Genomic DNA, 15982 nt, shown 5'->3' with positions numbered 1-15982 from the left:
CTACTGGGGATTTCACTGACGGTCCCGCTCACCGGGATGGCCGCCGCACAACCGTGGCGCGACGGCCGCCAGTCGCCCGATCGCCGTGCCGCGGAACTGGTCGCGGCGATGACGCTGGACGAGAAGATCTCCCAGCTGCACCTGCAGCCCGACACCGAGCACCAGCGGTTCGTGCCGCCGATCCCGCGTCTCGGCGTTCCCGGTTTCCGGATCGCCAACGGCCCGGCCGGCATGGGCCCGGCCGACGACAAACCGCAGAAACCGGCGACCGCGCTGCCCGCCACGATGGCGCTGGCGTCGACGTTCGACACCGACGTCGCGCGCCGCTACGGCCGGCTGATCGGCAGCGAGACCCGCGCGCTGGCGCACAACGTGTCGGAGGCGCCCGACATCAACATGGCCCGCGTCCCGCGCAACGGCCGGACGTTCGAGGGCATGGGGGAGGACCCGGTGCTCGCCGGGGCGATCGCCACCGCCGACATCCGCGGCATCCAGGAGAACGGCACCATCGCCGAGGTCAAGCACTACGCGGCGAACAACCAGGAGACGCAGCGGCAGAGCGTCGACGAGCGCATCGACGAGCGCACGCTCAACGAGATCTACCTGCCGCATTTCGAGCAGGCTGTCACCGAAGGCAAGGCCGGGTCGGTGATGTGCGCCTACCCGAAGATCAACGGGGTGTTCACGTGCGAGAACCCCGCGCTGCTGCAGGGAAAGCTGCGGGACGACTGGGGCTTCAAGGGGTTCGTGCAGTCCGACTGGGGTGCCGCGCACAGCACCGTCGGCTCGGCGAACGCGGGCATGAACCTCGAGATGATCGACGGCACCTGGTACGGCGACAAGCTGAAGCAGGCCGTGCTCGCCGGGCAGGTCACCGAACAGCGCGTCAATGAGCTGCTGCTGCCGCGGTTCCGGACGATGTTCGCCTTCGGCCAGTTCGACCACCCGCCGGTGCTCGCGCCGCTGCCGACCGCCGAGCACGACGCGGCCGCGAAGCAGTTCGCCGAGCGCGGCATGGTGCTGCTGCGCAACGAACACGCGCAGTTGCCGCTCGACTCCTCTTCGGTGCGCTCGATCGCGCTGGTGGGGCCGTTCGCGACCCAGGCCAAGACCGGCGGCGGGGGTAGCTCCGCGGTCATCCCGACGTCCACAGTGGACCCGCTGGCCGGGCTCCAGCAGCGGGTTCCCGGCGCTCGGGTGACCCTCGACGACGGCAGTGACCCCGCACGGGCGGCCACGCTGGCCGGTGCGTCCGACGTCGCGATCGTGATGGTCGGCGACAACGAGGCGGAGGGCAAGGACCGGACGAGCCTGGCGCTGGACGGCACCCAGGACGCGCTCGTCGCGGCGGTCGCCGCGGCCAACCCGCACACGGTGGTCGTCGTGAAGAGCGGCGGCCCGGTGCTCATGCCGTGGGCGTCTTCGGTGCCCGCGATCCTGCAGGCGTGGTACCCCGGCCAGCAGGACGGCGCGGCCGTGGCCGGAGTGTTGTTCGGTGACAGCAACCCGTCGGCGAAGCTGCCGATCACGTTCCCCGCGGCCGACGCCGACACCCCGGCCAACACGCCCGAGCAGTTCCCGGGGGTCAACGGCGTGGCCACGTATTCGGAGGGCCTGCAGATCGGCTACCGCTGGTTCGACGCGCAGGGCAAGACCCCGCTGTTCCCGTTCGGCTACGGTCTGTCGTACACGACGTTCGCCTTCTCGGGCCTGTCGGTCCGCAACACGGGTGACGGCGCGACGGCGACGTTCACGGTCCGCAACACCGGCCGCCGAGCGGGCGCCGAGGTCGCGCAGCTGTACCTGGGCTTCCCGGCGGCGGCGGGCGAGCCGCCGCGTCAGCTCAAGGGGTTCGAGCGGGTGCAGCTGGCGCCGGGGCAGGCCCAGCGCGTGACGATCCACCTGGACCAGCGCGACTTCTCGATCTGGGACAAGGCGTGGACCCCGGTGCACGGCGGCTTCACGATCCAGGTGGGCGACTCGTCACGATCACTGCCGCTGCAGGCATCGCTGCGCCGATGATGGCCGGGTGACGTACTTCGGGATCGAAGGTCACGAGCCGCGCTGGCTCGACGGCCGCCGCGCGATCACGGCGGCCCACGGCACGCGGCTCGCGTCCTTGCGGGGCCGACGGCTCGACCACGCGTGGCTCGCCTGGGACCTCGACGACGACGAGTGGTTCACGGGCTGCCCGGTGCTGTTCGACTTCGAGGGCGAGCAGGTCGAGCTGAACCACCAGAAGTTCACGGACTTCTCGATCACCTGGAACACGGTCGACCCGATCGGCCGGCCCAGCTGGGAATCCGAAGGAGAACCGCCGTTCCGCCTCGCCTGGCGTGACGACGCCGACCCGGACCTGGCCGCGTTGCGAGGCCGCGAGCTGCGCTCGGTGGAGCTGGTGGAATGGGCAGGAAAGGGCGCGGACTTGGGCGATGGAATGACGGCGGTCCGCTTCGCCTTCGACGGCGGCGCGGTCGTGGTGGCCAACGCTTTGGACGAGAACACCCTGGAGTTCGGCGACCCGGACCCCGCCTACCGAAGCCACCCACTGCCGCCAACCTGAGCCGCTCCCCCCTCGGCTACCCGGCTTCCGCTCGGCTGCCCCAGGCGCGCCCCTCACAGCCGGGCGCGTCGCAGCGAATGCACCGCGGAGAGTCCCCCGCCCGCCGCAACAAGAGACACACGTGCCACAGCAGCACCGGTCGTGAGTGTTGAGAAGGGTTCTAACCCTCCCAAACACTCACGACCGAGGCCGCGCTACATCTTGCAGCCGGGGGCCGTTGCGCTGGCGATGAGCAGGTCCTGCGATCCCGCCAGTGGGGCCACCGGGTCGTAGGTGCCGTCGAGGTCCCGCTGGGCCTGCTCGACGGCTTCGCCCGCCGGGGTCTGGGAGGCCTCGTCGCCCGGCTTGGCGCCGTCCAGGGCGGTCTTGGCGCCGGCCGCGCGGTCGCGGGACGTCGTGAACTTCTCGAGGAACCCCGTCCGGACCGTCTCGGCCAGCGGGACCGGCGCCGCCGGGAGGGCCGTCAGCTTGTCGACCACTTCGCCCGTGCGCGCGGCGAGGGCGCCCAGCTCGGCGCTGAGCGCCTTCTGCGCTTCGGCGACCGTCTTCGGTTCGGTCCGGGCCGGCTCGGCCTCGGCGTTGGTGCGCTTGCGGTAACCGTTGACCGCGGCGCAGAACCCGTCCACCCAGCTCACCACGGCCGGATCCGCCGTCGGGGACGCCGGGAACGAAGCGGGCGCGGTCACCGTCACCGGTGACGGCGCGGCCGTCCCGGGACCGGTACACGCGGTCAAGACCAGGCCGGCGGCCAGCAGGCCTGCGGCGAACTTCATGATTGCCCCCTCGCGGCGATCTTTGCCGCGTACACGCGCGAAGGGGCCGAACGGTTGCATCTCAGGCGGCGAGCGGTTCACCCAGGGCGAGCCGGCCGCCGTCGGTCAGCTCCGCCGGCGCCCACTGCCCGACGGCGACGGCCGGGCCCAGCGCCGGCCGGATCAGCCCGGCCCGGGCCAGGTCGTGCGCGGTCGCCTGGTCGCAGCACGGCAGGCCGTCGATCCGCAGGTCGGGCTCGCAACTGCAGGTCAGCTCGGCCCGCCCGGCCCCGACGGCCCGCAGCATGGCGAGCGCCCGGCGGTTCAGCGTGGTGGACATGGTGTTCCCCCTCCATGGTTCCGACGGGAAGGAGACGTGACCGCGGTCACCGAATACGCGACCGCCGTCAGATTCCCCCGAACGGTGCACACGCGGCGTGCTGGGATGGGGGCATGACGGACCAGATCGGCGACCCGGCGGTGCGCGCGTTCATCGACGCGCTGAACGCGGGCGACCGCGCGGCGTTCCACGCCTGCCTGACCCCGGACGCGACGATGTCGGACGACGGCACCGAGCGCGACCTCGGCGAGTGGACCGAGCGGGAGATCTTCTCCAGCCAGGGCCACCTCGACGTCGAGAAGGCGGACGACGACGGCCGCGCGTTCGTCGCGAACTACGCGAACTCGACGTGGGGCGCGATGCGCACCCGCTGGAAGTTCACCGTCCGCGACGGCAAGGTCGCCCGCTTCGAGACCGGCCAGGCGTAGCCACCGTGTGACGCCTGGGGCGTCAGAGGCGCTCTTGGAGCGCGTCGGCCGCCGCGAGGAGGTCCGCGGCCCAGCGGGCGCCCGGCTTGCGGCCGATGCGCTCGATCGGGCCGGACACCGACACCGCCGCCACCACCGTGCCGGCGGAGTCGCGGACCGGCGCCGAGATGCTCGCCACACCCGGCTCGCGCTCGGCCACGCTCTGGGCCCAGCCGCGGCGGCGGACCTCCAGCAGCGTGCGCTCGCCGAAGACGGCGTCCGCGAGGATCGTGCGCTGCGTGTGCGGATCCGCCCACGCCGCCAGTACCTTCGCACCCGAGCCGGCCGTCATCGGCAGCCGGGAGCCCACCGGGACCGTGTCGCGCAGGCCCGACGGCGGTTCCGCGGTCGCGACGCACACGCGCTGGACGCCGTCACGCCGGTACAGCTGGACGCTTTCGCCGGTGACGTCGCGCAGTTTCGGCAGCACCACACCGGCGGCGTCGAGCAGCGGGTCGGTCGAGCCGCCCGCGAGCTCGGCCAGTGCCGTGCCCGGGCGCCAGCGCCCGTCCGGGCCGCGGCGCAGCAGGCGGTGCACCTCGAGACCGACCGCGAGCCGGTGCGCGGTCGCCCGCGGCAGACCGGTCCGCGTGCACAGTTCCGCCAGTCCGCAGGGGTCGTCGGCCACCGCCTGCAGAACGGCCACTGCTTTGTCCAGTACTCCGATACCGCTATGCTGTCCCACGACCCGATACTAGCGTCCCGCACTTTGGGAAGTCCAGCATCTGGGAAAACCCTGAACTCGAGCTGCGCCCCTCCTTCGCGGCTCGCACCAGTTCCGCAGGTGTGCGCCCGAGTTCCACCACCACAACAGACAGACCGTGGAAGGAGCCGGAGATGACCAGCGCGACCGGCAAGGCCCGCACGCTCGCGGAGAAGGTGTGGGAAAGCCACCTCGTGCGCCGAGGGGAAGGCGCCGAACCGGACCTGCTCTACATCGACCTCCACCTGCTGCACGAAGTGACCAGCCCCCAGGCCTTCGACGGCCTCCGGCTGGCCGGGCGGCCGCTGCGCCGCCCCGACCTCACCATCGCGACCGAGGACCACAACGTCCCGACCGTGGACATCGAGCTCCCCATCGCCGATCCGGTCTCGCGCACCCAGGTCGACACCCTTCGCCGCAACTGCAAGGAGTTCGGTGTCCGGCTGCACCCGATGGGGGACGCCGAGCAGGGCATCGTGCACGTCATCGGCCCGCAGCTCGGCCTGACCCAGCCCGGGATGACCGTGGTCTGCGGCGACAGCCACACCTCCACGCACGGCGCGTTCGGCTCGATCGCCTTCGGCATCGGCACGTCCGAGGTCGAGCACGTCATGGCCACCCAGACGCTGCCGCTGCGTCCATTCAAGACGATGGCGATCACGGTCGACGGTGAGCTGCGCCCCGGCGTCACGGCCAAGGACATCATCCTCGCCGTCATCGCCAAGATCGGCACCGGCGGTGGCCAGGGCTACATCCTGGAGTACCGCGGCAAGGCCATCGAGGCTCTGTCGATGGAAGCCCGGATGACCGTCTGCAACATGTCGATCGAGGCCGGCGCCCGCGCCGGGATGATCGCCCCGGACGAGACGACGTTCGCGTACCTGAAGGGCCGCGCGCACTCGCCCAAGGGCGCCGACTGGGACGCCGCGGTCGAAAACTGGCGGCAGCTGCGCACCGACGACGGCGCGGAGTTCGACGAGGAGGTGCACCTCGACGCGAGCGCGCTGACGCCGTTCGTGACCTGGGGCACCAACCCCGGCCAGGGGCTCCCGCTGGGCGCCGAGGTGCCCGACCCGGAGCAGATCGTGGACGAGAACGACCGCGTCGCCGCCGAGAAGGCCCTGTCCTACATGGATCTCAAGCCCGGCACGCCGCTGCGGGAGATCTCGGTCGACACCGTCTTCCTCGGCTCCTGCACCAACGGCCGGATCGAGGACCTGCGGGCCGCGGCCGAGGTGCTGCGCGGCCGGAAGGTCGCGGACTCGGTCCGGATGCTGGTCGTCCCCGGCTCGATGCGGGTGCGCAAGGCCGCCGAAGAGGAGGGCCTCGACACGGTCTTCACCGACGCGGGCGCCGAGTGGCGGCAGGCCGGCTGCTCGATGTGCCTCGGCATGAACCCGGACCAGCTGAAGCCGGGCGAGCGCAGCGCGTCGACGTCCAACCGCAACTTCGAGGGCCGGCAGGGCAAGGGCGGCCGGACGCACCTGGTCTCGCCGCTGGTCGCCGCCGCGACGGCCGTGCGCGGCACGCTGTCGTCCCCGGAAGACCTCGTCACCGCCTGACCTCCCGAGAGGAGCACCCACCATGGAACCGTTCACCCAGCACACCGGCGTCGGCGTCCCCCTGCGCCGGTCCAACGTGGACACCGACCAGATCATCCCGGCGGTCTACCTCAAGCGGGTCACCCGGACCGGCTTCGAGGACGGCCTGTTCGCCGCCTGGCGCGGCGACGAGCAGTTCATCCTCAACCAGGAGCCCTTCAACACCGGCAGCGTGCTCGTCGCCGGGCCCGACTTCGGCACCGGGTCGTCCCGCGAGCACGCCGTCTGGGCGCTGATGGACTACGGCTTCCGGGCGGTCGTCTCCGCCCGCTTCGCCGACATCTTCCGCGGCAACTCCGGCAAGGGTGGCCTGGTGGCCGCCCAGTGCGAGCAGCACGACGTCGAACTGCTGTGGAAGCTGCTCGAGAACGAGCCCGGCACCGAGGTCACGGTGGACCTCGAGACCAAGACCGTGCGGGCCAAGGACTTCACCGCGCCGTTCCAGATCGACGACTACGTCCGCTGGCGGCTGCTCGAAGGACTCGACGACATCGCTCTCACGTTGCGCCATGCCGGTGAGATCGACGCCTTCGAGACGACCCGCCCGTCCTGGAAGCCGACGACCACGCCGATCGCCGCGAGCTAGTCCGAACCGAAGGCGGGATCCCTTGTCCGGCAAGGGATCCCGCCTTTTTCGTGCCGCGGCGGAAGGGGGGCTTTGCGCGGCGGAACCCGCCTCGGGGCAAGGGAAAGAGCCGGCAGGACGTCTGGAGTTTGGGCTGCGTTGGTAATACCGTGTCATCCAGCCGGCCGACGTGGCCGTTGCTCCTCCCGGGAGGACTGGATGGCGAACAAGGCTCAGCTGATCGAGGCGCTGTCGGAGCGCTTGGGCGACAAGAAGGTGGCTTCGCAGGCGGTCGACGGTCTGGTCGACATCATCATCCGGACGGTCAACAAGGGCGAAAAGGTCAACATCACCGGCTTCGGGGTGTTCGAGAAGCGCGCTCGTGCGGCTCGCACCGCCCGGAACCCGCGCACCGGCGAGGCCGTCCGCGTCAAGAAGACCACGGTGCCCGCTTTCCGTGCGGGGACCACCTTCAAGGACGTCGTTTCGGGCGCGAAGAAGCTGGCCAAGGCCGCCCCGGTCAAGCGCGCCACCGCGGCCAAGACGACGACCCGGGCGTCGGTGGCCAAGGCGTCCGCACCGGCCAAGACGACCAGCACGCGGGCCACGACACCCCGTGCGGCGGCGGCGAAGCCCGCCACCGCCCGCGCGACGGCGACGCGGACCCGCACCACCGCGGCGAAGCCGGCCACGACCCGCACGGCCGCGGCCAAGGCCGCCCCGGCCACCACCCGGGCAAAGGCGGCCCCGAAAGCCACGGCGGCGAAGACCACGGCGGCGAAGACCACGACGGCGAAGACCACGACGGCGAAGACCACGACGGCGAAGACCACCACGGCCCGCAAGCCCGCCGCTGCCCGCATCGCGGCGGCCAAGACCACCACCACCACCACCACCACCGCCCGCAAGCCGGCCGCGGCCAAGGCCCCGGCCCGGCGGACGTCGACCGCGGCCAAGAAGAGCTGACCCGCGTTCGACGGAGTTTTCCCAGGCAGGGCCCCGCGCAACCGAGCGCGGGGCCCTGCCTGCTTCGTGCCCTCGGTGTGCCAGAAGCAAACCGGTCGACAGGTCGGCATACGTACCCAGGGAGTCGGCTCGCTCACCCAGAGTCGGTTCACGTGCCCAGGGGTCGGTTCGCGCGCCCAGGCCGGCTCGGGTACCCGGGGGCCGGTTCACGAACCGACTGTCCGGGCGCGCGAACCGACCCTTCCGGTAGGTGAGCCGATCGTTCGGGGTGCGCGAACCGATCCTTCCGGTACGTGAGTCGGCGATCCAGGTACGCGAGCCGGCCTTTCCGGTACGTGAGTCGGCGGTCCGGGTGCGTGAACCGACCCTGCCGATACGCGAGTCGGCCATCGGGGTGCGCGAACCGATGCTTCCGGTACGTGAGCCGATCGTTCGGGGTGCGCGACCCGGCCCTTCCGGTACGTGAGTCGGCGATCCGGGTGTGCGACCCGGCTTTTGCAGTACGTGAGCCGACTGTCCGGGTGCGTGAACCGACTCTTCCGATACGCCAGTCGGCGGTCCGGGTGCACGAGCAGACCCCTTCCGGTAGGCGAGCCGATCGTTCGGGGCGCGCGAACCGGCCTTCCGTTACGTGAGTCGGTGGTCCGGGTGCGCGAACCGATCCTTCCGGTACGTGAGTCGGCCATCCAGGTACGCGACCCGGCCTTTCCGGTACGCGAGCTACTGTCCGGGGTACGTGAGCCGACTGCCCGGGTGTGCGAGCCGACCGTCCGGGTGCGTGAGCCGGCTGTCCGAGTCCGTGGCCGAGTCCGGGAATGTGAGCAGGATTCGGGTACTCGGGCCGGTCGTTCGGTTGCGACGCAAGAGTTACTCACCGGCACGACCGCTTTCCCGAAAGGAAGCGGCACACCGCCACCCGGGTTACCCGAGGGCGCCGGGACCGGTTCCGCCCAATTTCGCAAAGTTGCTTGAGCGCCCGGCCGAGTGGTGCCACGCTGCGTTTCTCGGGACCCGCGTCCGGCGGGGCCCGAGACTAGGCGACCTGGGGGCGACCACCATCGACATCCGGCTTCTCGGTTCCTTCCAGGTGCTCGTCGACGGTTCGCCGGTCCTGCTGACCAGTTCCCGCCAGCGCGCGCTGCTCGCGACACTCGCACTGTCCGCGGGCCGCCTGGTCTCGATCGACACCCTCGCGCGCGGGGTGTGGGGGGAAGCCCCGCCCGCGCACATCCGGGGGAGCCTGCAGACGTACGTCATGCGCCTGCGCCGGCTCTGCGGCGAGGACACCGTCGTGACCGAACCGGAGGGGTACCGGCTGGTCGTGGACCCGTCCCGGGTGGACGCCCTGCGCTTTCTGCGCACCCTGGACCAGGCCGCGGCCACCACCGGGCCCGCGCCGCGGCGCGCCCTGCTCACCACCGCGCTCGGCGCCTGGGCCGGCACCCCGCTCGAAGGTGTCGGATCACCGACGCTGACCGCCGAATGGGGGCCGCTGCTGACCGAGCGGTACCTGTTCGCCGTCGAGCAGCGGATCGACCTCGACGGCGGCCTCGTGCCGGACGCGCGGCTCGTCGCCGAGCTCACCGACCTCGTCTCGCAGCACCCGCTGCGGGAATCCCTGTGGGAACGGCTGGTGCGCGTCCTGGCCCGCTCCGGGCGCCGCGCCGAGGCCCTGTCCCGCTACGCCGGGCTTCGCGCGCTGCTGGCCGACGAGCTCGGCGTCGAACCCGGCGAGGACCTGCGCCGCCTGCACGCCGAGCTGCTCGCCGCCGACGCCGAACCCGCCGCCCGCACCGAAGTGCCGCGGCAGCTGCCCTTCGACGTCGCCGGGTTCACCGGCCGCGGCACCGAGCTCGCCGAGCTGGACCGGCTGCCGCCCGGTGGCGCGTCCGGGGTCGTCGTCATCGAAGGCACCGCCGGGGTCGGCAAGACGTCGCTGGCCGTGCACTGGTCCCACCGCGTGCGCGACCGGTTCCCCGGCGGCCAGCTGTTCCTCGACCTGCGCGGGCACTCGGCGGGCACCCCCGTCACGACCGGGACGGCGCTGGCCGGCTTCCTGCGCGCGCTCGGCGTCCCGGCCGAGACGTGGCCTTCCACAGTGGAGGAACGCTCCGGCCTGCTGCGCAGCAGGCTGGCCGGCAGCCGCACGCTGATGCTGCTCGACAACGCCCGCGACGCCGACCAGGTCCGCCCGCTGCTACCCGGCGCCGGCAACCTCGTCGTCGTGACCAGCCGCAACCAGCTGCGCGGCCTGGTCGCCCGTGACGGCGCCCGCCGCATCGCGCTGCGCTCCTTCGACGACCGCGACGCCGAAGCGCTGCTCGCCGGGAGCGTCGGGCCGCAGCGCATCGCCGCCGAACCCGGCGCCGTCGCCGAACTCGTCCAGCTCTGCGGCCGGCTCCCGCTGGCGCTGGCCCTGGCGGGCGAACGCGCGTCGCGCTTCTCCGGGGTTTCGCTGGCCGGGATCGTCGAGGAGCTGCGCGACCAGAAGCTGCGGCTCGACACCCTGCGCGACCCGCAGGACGCCGGCACCGACCTGCGCGCCGCGTTCTCCTGGTCCTACAAGGCGTTGCGCCCGGCCGCCGCCCGGTTCTTCCGGCTGCTGGGCCTGCACCCCGGCCTGGCCTTCAGTCTCTCGTCGGCCGCCGCGCTCGCCGGCGCCGACCTGCGCGAAGCGCGTGAGCTCGCCGACCAGCTCGCCGCCGCGCACCTGCTCAACCAGCCCGGCACCGACCGCTACCAGTTCCATGACCTGCTGCGCGTCTACGCGGCCGAGCTCGTCGAGACGGAAACGACCACGACGGAACGGGAGGCGGCGCTGCGGCGGCTCGTCGACTGGTACCTCGCGAGCGTCGCCGAGGCCAACAAGCTCGTCCGGCCCGACCTGCTCACCGACGACATCACGCTCGATCCCGCGCCGGTCCCGGCCGTCCGGTTCGCGCAGCACGAGGACACGATCGCCTGGTACACCGCCGAACGCCCGGCGCTCACCGCACTCGTCGGCCTCGCCGCGGACCGCGGCTGGGTCGCCCACGCGTGGAAGCTCGCCTGGCTGCTGCGCGGGTTCTTCGCCGAACGCCACGACCGCGACGACTGGATCGCGACGGCCGGGGTCGCCGTCACCGCGACCCGCGACGCCGGGGACAACACCGGCCTCCAGTACAGCGCCAACAACCTCGGCTCGGCCTACCTGCGCACCCTCCAGCCCGACAAGGCCCTCGAAGCGCTGGAAGAAGCGCGGACGGCGTCCGAGACCGGGAACGACACGGCGCTGACCGTCGCGATCCTGTCCAACCTGTCCGGTGCCTACTACGTCCGCGCGGAGTACGCCGAAGCCGAGCGCTACGCCCTCAAGGCCGTCGACCTCGCCCGCGACCGCGGCCAGCGCACCTTCGTGCCGCACGCGCTGCTCAACGTCAGCGCGAGCCGCATCGGCCTGCACGACTACGACCACGCCGCCGAAGCCGCCCAGGCCGCGCACGAGGCCTTCGCCGAACTCGGCGACCGCTACCACGCGGCGCTCGCGCTGGGCAACGTCGCCGAAGCCCTCGAAGGCGCCGGCCGGCACGACGAAGCGGAGAAGGCGGGACTCGACGCCCTCGCCGAGCTGAAGGAGCTCAACGCCGACTACGGCACCATCGACGTCCAGATCACGCTCGGGCGGCTCAAGCACCACACGGGCCGGACGAGCGAGGCCGGCGGCCACTGGGCCGAGGCGCTGGCCGTCAGCCAGCGCCTCGGAGATCCCCGGGTCCCGGAGATCCAGGCACTGCTGGCCACGGTGCCACCAGACGAGCCCCCGGCGAAGGACGCGCCGTACCCCTAGCCCGGCGCGGCCCGTCGGAGAGCCGGGTCCAGTACACCAACATCCACTGTCACGGCGCTGTCTTCGACGACTTCGCCGGCCCCATGCGCCCCAATGTGGCGTTCGGTGCGTCAGACGCACCGAACGCCACATTGGGTGCGTCCAGCGCACCCAACGCCACATTGGGGCGTTCGGGTCAGTGGTGGCTGGGAGCCGGGGTGGGCAGGGCGCTCGGGTGGTAGTCGGCCGCCACCAGGATCGGGCCGTCCTCGGCCGTCGGGGGTCGGAACGACAGGACCCAGAACGAGCCCTTCTTGCTCGGCACGACCCCGCCGCGCGCCGCGCTCAGCTCGACGCCGTCGCGGTCCGCCAAGACGCTCACCAGGTCCGGGATCACGCCGCCCTGGCTGGCCACGACCGGCGTCCCGCCGTCACCGGCGATCGCCAGCAGCCGCGCCACCCCCAGCACCGGGTCCGGCCAGTAGCCCTCTTCGGAGAAGAGCGGCTCGTGCCGCACCTCGCTGCCGATGTCCTCCGCGATCCCCTTCACCGTCTGGACGCACCGCAGCCGCGGCGCCGACAGCACCCGGTCCGGCGCGGACAGCGCCAGCACCCGCCGCAGCCCCGCCGCCTGCCGCAGCCCGGCTTCCGACAGCGGACGCAGGTCGTCGTCACCGCTCCAGCCGTCGCGCTTGCCCGCCTTCGCGTGCCGCACCAGCAGCAACGTCGTCAGCCCGACCGGCAGCTGGCAGAACACGCGCAGCACCCGGACGTCCTCGTGCCGCGTCAGCAGCTTCTCCGCGGCGGTCGGGGCCAGCCAGCGCAGCTCGTCGACCTCGTCGTTCTCCTCGAACCCGCCGGACACCGCCTCGGCGCTGAAGTAGTCGACGGTCTTCGGGACCGTGCCGGACCCGTGCTTCGCCGGCACGTCGTAGGAGCTGCGGGCCACGTACCGGCCCAGCACCGCGCGGAAACCGGTCTCCTCACGGATCTCGCGCACGGCGGCCTCGGCCGTCGTCTCGCCCGGGTCGAGCTTGCCCTTCGGCAGCGACCAGTCGTCGTACCGCGGGCGGTGGACCAGGGCGACCTCGACCGCCCTCCCGGCGTGGCGCCACAGGACCGCGCCGGCCGCCCGTACCTCCTGGGTCATCCGGCGGCCCCGTGCAGCTTGGCGAGTTCGAGCTGGTGATCACGCACGCGCGAGCCCTCGGCCGGGAACGGCGCCCATTCGCCGCTCGCGGTCAGCACCCAGCAGCGGGTCTCCGGGTCCAGCGCGGAGTCGAAGATGTCGTCGAGCTGGCGCGTCAGCTTCGGGTCCTTGACCCGCACCAGCGCCTCGATCCGCCGGTCCAGGTTGCGGTGCATCATGTCCGCGCTGCCGATCCAGTGCGTGCCGCCGGCGCGGAAGTTGAAGATCCGCGAGTGCTCCAGGAACCGGCCGAGGATCGACCGGACGTGGATGTTCTCGGACAGGCCTTCGACGCCGGGCTTCAGCGTGCAGATCCCGCGCACCACGATCTCGACCGGGACGCCGGCCTGCGACGCGTGGTAGAGCGCGTCGATGATCTGCTCGTCGACCAGCGAGTTGCACTTGATCCGGATGCCGGCGTGCTGCCCGGCCCGCGCCAGCTCGATCTCCTCGCCGATCGCGCGGACGATGCCGCGGCGGATGCCGTGCGGCGACGTGAGGATCGTGCGGTAGGTGTCCTGGCGGGAGTAGCCGGTGAGCACGTTGAACAGGTCGGTGACGTCGGCGCCGATGCTCGGGTCGGCGGTGAACAGGCCGATGTCCTCGTAGAGCCGCGCGGTCTTCGGGTTGTAGTTGCCGGTGCCGATGTGGCAGTAGCGCCGGATGGTCGAGCCCTCCTGGCGCACGATCATCGACACCTTGCAGTGCGTCTTCAGCCCGACCAGGCCGTACACGACGTGCACGCCCGCGCGCTCCAGCGTCCGCGCCCAGGTGATGTTGGCCTGCTCGTCGAACCGCGCCTTGATCTCGACCAGCGCGACGACCTGCTTGCCCGCCTCGGCGGCGTCGATCAGCGCGTCGACGATCGGGGAGTCGCCCGAAGTCCGGTACAGCGTCTGCTTGATCGCGAGGACCTTCGAGTCGGCCGCGGCCTGCTCGATGAAGCGCTGCACGCTCGTCGAGAACGAGTCGTACGGGTGGTGCACCAGCACGTCACCTTCGCGCAGCGTCGCGAAGACGCTCTTCGGCGTCTCGCGCTCGCCGAACGCCGGGTGCGTCGCCGGCACGAACGGCCGGTCCTTGAGCTCCTTGCGGTCCACCCCGGACAGCTGGTGCAGGCAGGTCAGGTCCAGCAGGCCCGGGACCTCGACGACGTCGGCCGGGTCGACGTCCAGCTCGCGCAGCAGCAGCTCGAGCATGTGCTCGCTCATGTCCTGCGCGACCTCGAGGCGCACCGGCGGGCCGAACCGGCGCTGGGCCAGCTCGCGTTCGAGGGCCTGGAGCAGGTCTTCGTCGCGGTCCTCGTCGACCTCGAAGTCGGCGTTGCGGGTGACGCGGAAGACGTGGTGCTCGGTGACGTCCATCCCGGTGAACAGCTCGCCCAGGTGCGCCGCGATCAGCTCTTCCAGCGGCAGGAAGGTCGCGGTGCGGCTGGTCCGCTCGTTTTCGACGCGCATCAGCCGGGGCACGTTGCTGGGCACCTTGACCCGGGCGAAGCGCTCGGTGCCGCCTTCCGGGTCCCGGACCGTGACGGCCAGGTTGAGCGAAAGGCCGGAGATGTACGGGAACGGGTGCGCGGGGTCGACGGCCAGCGGCGTCAGCACCGGGAAGATCTGCTCGGAGAAGTAGCTGGACAGGCGCAGCTGGTCGGCGCCGGCGAGGTCGGCCCAGCCGACGATCCGGATGTCGTGCTCGGCCAGCAGCGGGCGCAGGCCCTTCTCGAACGCGCCGGTCTGCTGCTCGACCAGGTCCTGGTTGCGCTTGGCGATGTAGTCGAGCTGCTCGCGCGGGGTGAGCCCGTCCGCGCTGCGCACCAGCAGGCCGGTCTCGTCGCGGCGCTTCAGGCCGGCGACGCGGACCATGTAGAACTCGTCCAGATTGGACGCGAAGATCGCCAGGAACTTGGTGCGTTCGAGCAGCGGCTGCGACTCGTCCTCGGCCAGCGCGAGCACGCGGGCGTTGAAGTCCTGCCACGAGAGCTCACGGTTGAAGTACCGGTCGTCCGGCAGCGTCTCGACGGCGCTGGGCGCGGCGGTGACGGCGGGCGGCGCCGACGGGACGGCGCGGAACTCCTCGGCCCCGCGCGCGTTGCCCTGCGCGGAGCTGCGGCGTCGCGGGGTCGACGCGGCGGGAGTGCTCTTGCGGACTCTGGCCTTCCCGGCCGTGGCACGGGCGGCGGTGTCGCGCGCGGTGGACTTCGACGGGACCTTCTTCGCCGCGGCCGGCTTGGCCGCGGTGGTCTTCTTCGCCGTTTCGGATCCGGTTGCCGGGTTCCGTCGCCTCCGCGGTGCGGGCGTGCCGCCGTCGTCTGTGCTCACCGGGCCCATTCTTCACTAAGAGAGACGGATTTGCTCCGGTCGTGGTGAAGGTCAGATGAACACCTCACCCAGGCGTGGCACAGGGTTCGCCGAACCGGGCGGCGGTGTGTTTCCCGACACCCAGGTTCCGGACGTGCGCGAGGTCTTCGGGCGTGTCGACGTCACTGCGCAGTGAAGGGAGTTCTCCGCGCAGGGCCACCGCTCCCGAGGCCTGGTGCGCCCGCGCGGAACCCGGTCCGAACCGCGGGTCCAGCGGCGCGCCGGGGGCGGCCAGCAGCAGGGTGGTGCCGGTGCCCTGCCGATCGGCGACGAAGGCTCGGCGCCCCGCGGCTTCGGCCAGCGCGGCGGCGAGGTCACCGGCGCGCAGGGCGGGCAGATCGGCTTGCAGGGCGCCGATCACGCCGCCCGGGTCGTCCTTCCTCAGCAGCTCGGCGCCGTGCCGGAAGGCTTGGTTGAGACCTTTGCCGCTTTCGCCGACGATCTCGATCCCGAGGTCCCGGAGTTCGGCGACGGCCGCCGGATCGGCGGCGACGAGCAGCACCCGCCGCACCTGGGCGGTCGCGACGACCGCGGCGAGCGTGTCGGCGGCGAGCGCCAGTACCAGTGCGGGGTGCCGGTCCGCCTCCACGGCGCCACGCAGCCGCGACTTGCCGTCGCGGGGGTGTTTCATCGGTACGACCAGGTCCACGTCCACCCGTCCATCTTTACCCGAA

The 15982-nt window shown here is 72.0% G+C and carries 13 protein-coding genes; 7 read left to right on the top strand and 6 right to left on the bottom strand.

Features of this window, described 5'->3' with window-relative positions:
- Positions 1–36: 36 nt before the first annotated feature.
- Both VA596_RS31550 and VA596_RS31545 read left to right on the top strand, forming a co-directional pair.
- Complete coding sequence (locus VA596_RS31550; RefSeq protein WP_323331847.1) at positions 37–2022, top strand: glycoside hydrolase family 3 C-terminal domain-containing protein; 1986 nt, start codon at positions 37–39, stop codon at positions 2020–2022.
- A 7-nt stretch (positions 2023–2029) separates the two neighbouring features.
- A complete protein-coding gene (locus VA596_RS31545) occupies positions 2030–2563 on the top strand; it encodes a hypothetical protein (RefSeq protein ID WP_323331846.1) in 534 nt (177 codons plus the stop codon).
- Between the two features lie 194 nt (positions 2564–2757).
- Here the strand turns inward: VA596_RS31545 and VA596_RS31540 are convergent, their stop codons facing one another.
- Both VA596_RS31540 and VA596_RS31535 read right to left on the bottom strand, forming a co-directional pair.
- On the bottom strand, positions 2758–3336 hold the full coding sequence (locus VA596_RS31540) for a hypothetical protein (RefSeq protein ID WP_323331845.1): 579 nt from the start codon (positions 3334–3336) through the stop codon (positions 2758–2760).
- Between the two features lie 61 nt (positions 3337–3397).
- Positions 3398–3655 carry a hypothetical protein gene (locus VA596_RS31535; RefSeq protein ID WP_323331844.1) on the bottom strand — a complete coding sequence of 86 codons (258 nt, stop codon included), beginning with the start codon at positions 3653–3655 and terminating at the stop codon, positions 3398–3400.
- A gap of 113 nt (positions 3656–3768) precedes the next feature.
- Between VA596_RS31535 and VA596_RS31530 the strand changes: the two genes are divergently transcribed.
- Positions 3769–4083 carry a nuclear transport factor 2 family protein gene (locus VA596_RS31530; RefSeq protein ID WP_323331843.1) on the top strand — a complete coding sequence of 105 codons (315 nt, stop codon included), beginning with the start codon at positions 3769–3771 and terminating at the stop codon, positions 4081–4083.
- A 22-nt stretch (positions 4084–4105) separates the two neighbouring features.
- Here the strand turns inward: VA596_RS31530 and VA596_RS31525 are convergent, their stop codons facing one another.
- Positions 4106–4807, bottom strand: a complete 702-nt coding sequence (locus VA596_RS31525) for an IclR family transcriptional regulator (protein WP_051183801.1) — start codon at positions 4805–4807, stop codon at positions 4106–4108.
- 152 nt (positions 4808–4959) lie between these two features.
- Here VA596_RS31525 and leuC point away from each other — a divergent pair, with 152 nt between their 5' ends.
- From leuC to VA596_RS31505, 4 genes are all read left to right on the top strand, one after another.
- Positions 4960–6387 (top strand): 3-isopropylmalate dehydratase large subunit, encoded by a 1428-nt coding sequence (gene leuC / locus VA596_RS31520; RefSeq protein WP_323331842.1) that lies wholly within the window; start codon positions 4960–4962, stop codon positions 6385–6387.
- A gap of 22 nt (positions 6388–6409) precedes the next feature.
- Positions 6410–7012, top strand: coding sequence for a 3-isopropylmalate dehydratase small subunit (gene leuD, locus VA596_RS31515; protein ID WP_323331841.1), 603 nt, complete (start codon positions 6410–6412; stop codon positions 7010–7012).
- A 198-nt stretch (positions 7013–7210) separates the two neighbouring features.
- Positions 7211–7957 carry an HU family DNA-binding protein gene (locus VA596_RS31510; protein WP_323331840.1) on the top strand — a complete coding sequence of 249 codons (747 nt, stop codon included), beginning with the start codon at positions 7211–7213 and terminating at the stop codon, positions 7955–7957.
- 964 nt (positions 7958–8921) lie between these two features.
- The gene (locus VA596_RS31505) at positions 8922–11783 is read left to right on the top strand and encodes an AfsR/SARP family transcriptional regulator (RefSeq protein WP_323331839.1); all 2862 of its coding nucleotides are present in this window, start codon (positions 8922–8924) and stop codon (positions 11781–11783) included.
- A gap of 175 nt (positions 11784–11958) precedes the next feature.
- Here VA596_RS31505 and VA596_RS31500 read toward each other — a convergent pair whose 3' ends face one another.
- Genes VA596_RS31500 through cofC form a run of 3 tightly spaced genes read right to left on the bottom strand, consistent with a single transcriptional unit; the run spans position 11959 to position 15963 of the window.
- Complete coding sequence (locus VA596_RS31500; RefSeq protein ID WP_323331838.1) at positions 11959–12912, bottom strand: NUDIX hydrolase; 954 nt, start codon at positions 12910–12912, stop codon at positions 11959–11961.
- Positions 12909–15278: an RNA degradosome polyphosphate kinase gene (locus VA596_RS31495; protein WP_323331837.1), complete on the bottom strand. Its 2370-nt coding sequence runs from the start codon at positions 15276–15278 to the stop codon at positions 12909–12911. The genes VA596_RS31500 and VA596_RS31495 overlap by 4 nt, the downstream gene beginning before the upstream one ends.
- 55 nt (positions 15279–15333) lie before the next feature.
- On the bottom strand, positions 15334–15963 hold the full coding sequence (gene cofC / locus VA596_RS31490; RefSeq protein ID WP_323331836.1) for a 2-phospho-L-lactate guanylyltransferase: 630 nt from the start codon (positions 15961–15963) through the stop codon (positions 15334–15336).
- Positions 15964–15982 lie beyond the last annotated feature (19 nt).

Source organism: Amycolatopsis heterodermiae, from assembly GCF_034929455.1.
Taxonomy (GTDB): Bacteria; Actinomycetota; Actinomycetes; order Mycobacteriales; family Pseudonocardiaceae; genus Amycolatopsis; species Amycolatopsis heterodermiae.
The sequence above is the reverse complement of the archived record's forward strand: the minus strand, read 5'-3'. Positions and strand labels throughout refer to the sequence as shown.